Here is a 5,357-nt window from a genome sequence, read left to right as displayed (position 1 = left end):
TGACTGAAAAAACAACTTTTATTAAACCAGCGTATGTGCTAATTTAGCAGGGTTATGATGATAAAATTGTAAGCCTCAGGAGGTTTTTGGACGGACTGCCGTTAGCAACAAGGCGAAGGCCAGCGCACATTCAGGCACATTTGGTTTTTTCTGAAACACAGGCCGACATTAAAAACCAAAAGAGCCTGAATTTAGGCCAACGCAATGAAAAACAAAATAACCATGAACTATTTGACCTACACTGAAAGATTAAACTATATGCTTGAAATGATTGAAAAAGGGCAACTATTATCATTAAAACAAGCAAGTGAAAAATTTGGATGCTCCCAAAGGACTATAATTAGAATGCTTAATACTTTGCGAGAGCAAGGACACGATATTTCTTATTGCAAGGTCCCAAGAAAATATTTTGTAAAAAAATGATAGGGTGACATAATTTGTCACCTCCTCACTGTAACTTTGCAAACAGCTTAAATTTTAATAATATGAAACACAGAATTCTTTCAATTCCACTAATGATTTTCTTCTTCATACTATTACAAAATCCAGCGATTAGTCAGGAATACATACCTATGTCATTAGAAGGTGTTCAATGGATAATAAGATATGATGATATTGATACTCCCCAAACTGTTGATGACCTCTGGGAATATTTTATATTAGGCGATACAACTATTGAAAATTTCGATTACACGAAAGTATACAGACGTTCATTAGTGCCGACTGATGCCCCACCCCCATTTGTTCCCAACGGGGATTATGAACTCTACGGGTTCCTCAGGGATGATAGTTTTGATAAAAAAGTATATGCAATTCTTTTATACAATAGCTATTATTGTCCGGTAAATGAGGATTTTCTCCTATATGATTTTTCCGTTCAAGTTGGAGACACCGCCAGATTTTGTCTGATACCAGGTTTTACGGAATATATTTTAGCTGCAATAACTTCTGGTGTTTATCTTGGATTTGAAACAAGGATATTTTCAAACGGAATTGACCCTTATTATTATTACGAGGGTATGGGTTCTTACTATGGGTTGTTCGAAGAAATGTTCACACCAGTTAAATCAAGTCATCAAAAATATACCCAACATACTTTTTTATATTATTACTGTCGGGAGACCCCATGTGATCTAGTCGTTTCTGTACCTGAAATAAATCATAATGAGACTACTCTACAGTTTTATCCATCGCCAGCCGATCAGATAGTGACTATATCATTTTTTGAGAAAAGCATAGCTGGAGAAATTGAAATCATGAATATTCAAGGTCAAACTGTAATAAGAAAATACATTCATGCACAAGATGAAACCATAAATATTGATATTGGAAGTTTATCTACCGGATTGTATTTTATTAGTCATTTTAGTAATGAAGTGCTGATAAATAGACAAAAATTAATTGTAAGCAGATAGAGTATTTGTATTTTAAAATTTTGTAAAAGTTGTTTTACTTCATTCTTACTGCTTATGAAATACTAACTCATAAAAACAGGAAAAATGAAAAGTGACCATTGTCTCTTTGAAATTAGAAAGCATTTTACAATGCTAAAAAACTGGATTATTTTAGTGTTATTTTGTCTAACAGTTTTTAATCCGTTAAAATCAGTTTCACAAGTAGCTAATCTGCCAGAGGATGCAACATTTTACGATTATCTTAATGCATTTTATAACTCTGATAGATACAATCCTGACGATGAAACGGAAGGTGGTCAAAAAGTTGCCCATGAGCGATTATCTCAAATATGGGGTAAAAGACTCTATCCAAATGGCGATTTCAGTATTGCTAATAGAGCAATAATTGACTATGCCCAGTCTTTTACGCCTGTCGATAATAGATCTGAGAATCCCAATTGGGTTTGCATAGGACCATCGGATGGTCCGGTGAATTCTTCCTCAAATGGTGTTGGGCAAATACATCGAATTACATTTGATCCAGGTTATGGGATACTCAATCAAACGATATATGCCTGCACAGGTTTTGGTGGTTTATGGCGAACTGAAAATGATGGCGGTTTATGGGAAGTTGTAAATACAGATGCATTACCCATAACTTCAGTTGCGGATGTAGTAGTAAACCCTAATAATAATCAAGAAATAATTATTGCAACCGGTGTAGCGGATGGCGGTGTAGAAATCGCATATTCTCCAAACTGGGGAAACACCAATCCCATTTACACCATAGGTATGTACCGCTCAATAGATTATGGCGAATCGTGGCATGAAATCAATGATGGATTTCTCCAGGAGTTCTATATTAATGGTGGAACAGTAAGAAAACTGGAAATTGATCAAAATTATCCAGATATCGTATTTGCTGCAACTTCAAATGGAGTGTTCCGAACAACCAACGCATTTGATCCAAATCCTGTTTGGGAGAAAGTCTTCAGTGGGCCGAGTGGCAATAATATGGATTTTAGAAGTATAAAATTTAAACCAGGAAGCAGCAGCACTTTGTACGCGAGTGCACAGGATATTTTCAAGAGTACAGATGGAGGAGATACATGGACTACTATGACCGGATCAAGCACAGGGCTTGACTTTTCAGTCTTATTACCTTTTGAACCTTACCGCATAAACATTGCGGTTACACCAGCAAATGACAATAGGTTATTCGCATACATATGGGGGCCAAACCCAGGTTCAGACAATTCTGAAGCATATATTTATTATAGTGATAATGGAAGTTGGAATCAACTAAGCCATAAAATTGGGTACAATGCCAAAGAGTGGATTGCTTTAGCCGCATCTCCAAAAAATGCTGATGAATATTATTTTTATTGGTATGGAGTATATGGGAGAGAAAATTTGGTAGACCCGCCTGTTTCTCACGCAGGTTATATAGGAAATGGATATTATGCAGATGGTCATGTTTTAGAGTACCCGCCATATTATCCGCCAACAGATCCCCTTATTTTTTATGGTCATCATGCAGGATTTTCAGTTGGGGATCTGAATGGGGCTACATCTTCATGGGAGTTCAGAAACAACGGTCTGCAGAATATGTTGCATTGGAGTTTTGATGATTCTGAATTCGAGAAAGATATAATTTTCACTGCTAATCAAGACTGTTTTCATTACTACAAAAAGGATAACGAATGGCGATTCATCAGTGGTGGTGGAGATTCTTATTCAGCAAGGTCATCTGGTGTAAATAAAGATTTGTACTTTCTTAGCAATAGTGATAATAGACTTTATTCGTTTAATTTATCCACTGGTCAAAAAACAACTGAATCATCTAAAAGACCTTTTGATGGGTATGACCCTAGTAGCTTATGTCACATACCAAAAACATTTAGTTTAAAAACATTTCCAAATGATAATTCAGATTACTTCAGTTTTAGTGAAATATATAAAAGAATTTATGACTGGCCTGACGGACATACTTCAAATGATCTATGGGAAATTGATTCCGATATTGGGAAATATGAGCCTCAAAGGTGGAAAAGGCAAATCACTGAAATGGATTTTTGCTATGCAGATCCTAATTATATTTATATTGCGACCGGAGGTGTTTCACCAGATTTAAATGGAGATCCTTTAGTACCGCAAATGTATAAAACAATTATCGGCGGTAATGATGGTGACTATACTGGTATTCTTGGATATGTGCCAATTACCTACCCTGGTATGGGAAATGATATTTATCCAATCATTTCGGGCATTGCGGTACATCCAACTAATCCTAATCGGGTATGGATTACATTAATAGGATATGACAATATTGATATTAGGGTTGCATATTCATCAACTGGGGGCATTGTGTGGGAGGATGCTGATCCAAACAAGAGCCTCCCAGAACTACCTGTAAATAATATTGTTTATCAATATGGTTCTGATGATGTACTTTACATTGCGACCGATGCTGGCATATATTATAAAGATGCCACCATGCAGGATTGGGAGGAATATGGAGAATTCCCACATGTACGAGTTATGGAATTGGATATTAATTATTGTCAGAATAAGTTGAGAGCAGCAACTTATGGCCGTACGATGTGGGAAGGTGATTTGCAACCTACAGCTAATGAGGTTTATTATACAATAAGCTCAGGTGAATCAATTGTTTGGGAAAAGTCTATGTCATTATCCACGGGACTGATCATTGAATCAGGAGCAGAATTAACCATTAAAGAAATAGTAAATGTTCCTAAGGATAGTAAAATTATTGTAAAGCAAGGCGGCAAGTTAGTTGTTGATGGTGGTACCCTAAAAAATGGTTGTGGCCAATACTGGCAAGGCGTCCAGGTGTGGGGCGACAAAGCAGCCCACCAATACCCCGATGCAAACGGAAATTACCAACAAGGATATCTTAGACTAATCAACGGCGCCACAATAGAAAATGCAATTATAGCTATTGATTTGTGGGAACCAGGCAACTGGTCATCAACCGGTGGAATAGTGTATGCCAATGGTGGAAATGAAGAAGAAACAAAAGTAGTTTTCCGAAACAATGCAAAAGCTGTTCGTGCTTTACATTACAGCAATTTTCATCCTTATGTTCCCGGACAAGAGATGGATTACAACAGCAATTTTAAAAATTGCTCCTTCGAAATAACAGAAGATTATTTGGGCGATGAAACATTTTACAAGCATGTTGACCTGGCTCATGTAAAAGGAATTGATTTTCAGGGCTGTGATTTTAGCCTGGCCGAAAACGTTGAAGGTGTTTCCACCTGGAATCATGCCATTGCAGCTTACGATGCACGTTTCAGGGTAAGCGCAATTTGTAATTCACAGCAGGCTCCCTGCCCCGAAGATGATTACGACCGATGCACTTTTACAGGCTTTTACAGTGCTGTAAGTGCGGTTAATGATGGTAATAGTGCTGTTACATTTAGTATAAACCGGGCTGATTTTACCAACAATGCCTACGGGGTAAAAACCCGGGAAATGAACAATGCCAGCGTGTTGTTTTCCGATTTTGAGATAGGCCATCTTTGGAATTGCGGGGCAGGTATCTATACAGATAACGTAACCGGTTTTGCTTTCGAGGAAAACAACTTCAGCAAGTACACAGTTGGGTCTGTTTCCGATTATTTTGGTATTATCATCAAAAACTCGGAAGCTGTTAACGAAGTATATAGAAACACTTTTGACGGATTAAGTTATGCCAACTTTTCGGATGGCAGAAATTTCTTGATTAACAACCGTTGGGAAGGTTTAGCATATTACTGTAATGAAAACACAAATAACTACGCTGATTTTTTTGTGGATGATTATGGTTTAAATAGTCGATCCTTAATAAGATTTTAGATTGTTGATATTCAACATATTAATGTTAATAACTGATATTTTTTGATGTTCAAAACTGCAAGAAAAAGCGTAATTTTATATCAAAAGCTTGCAGAAAATGAT

3 protein-coding genes are annotated in these 5,357 nt (G+C 36.8%); all 3 read left to right on the top strand.

Going from position 1 to position 5,357, the window contains the following annotated elements:
* Window positions 1–204 precede the first annotated feature (204 nt).
* The 3 genes from KKG99_12590 to KKG99_12580 all read left to right on the top strand — a co-directional run bounded on the left by KKG99_12590 (window position 205) and on the right by KKG99_12580 (window position 5,255).
* A complete protein-coding gene (locus KKG99_12590) occupies window positions 205–423 on the top strand; it encodes a DeoR family transcriptional regulator (GenBank protein MBU1013835.1) in 219 nt (72 codons plus the stop codon).
* Between the two features lie 62 nt (window positions 424–485).
* The gene (locus tag KKG99_12585) at window positions 486–1,415 is read left to right on the top strand and encodes a T9SS type A sorting domain-containing protein (GenBank protein MBU1013834.1); all 930 of its coding nucleotides are present in this window, start codon (window positions 486–488) and stop codon (window positions 1,413–1,415) included.
* Between the two features lie 84 nt (window positions 1,416–1,499).
* Complete coding sequence (locus KKG99_12580) at window positions 1,500–5,255, top strand: hypothetical protein (protein ID MBU1013833.1); 3,756 nt, start codon at window positions 1,500–1,502, stop codon at window positions 5,253–5,255.
* The last annotated feature ends 102 nt before the right edge of the window (window positions 5,256–5,357 follow it).

It is taken from the genome of Bacteroidota bacterium (assembly GCA_018816945.1).
In the GTDB taxonomy this organism is placed as follows: domain Bacteria; phylum Bacteroidota; class Bacteroidia; order Bacteroidales.
This window is presented reverse-complemented; position numbering and strand designations above follow the sequence as displayed.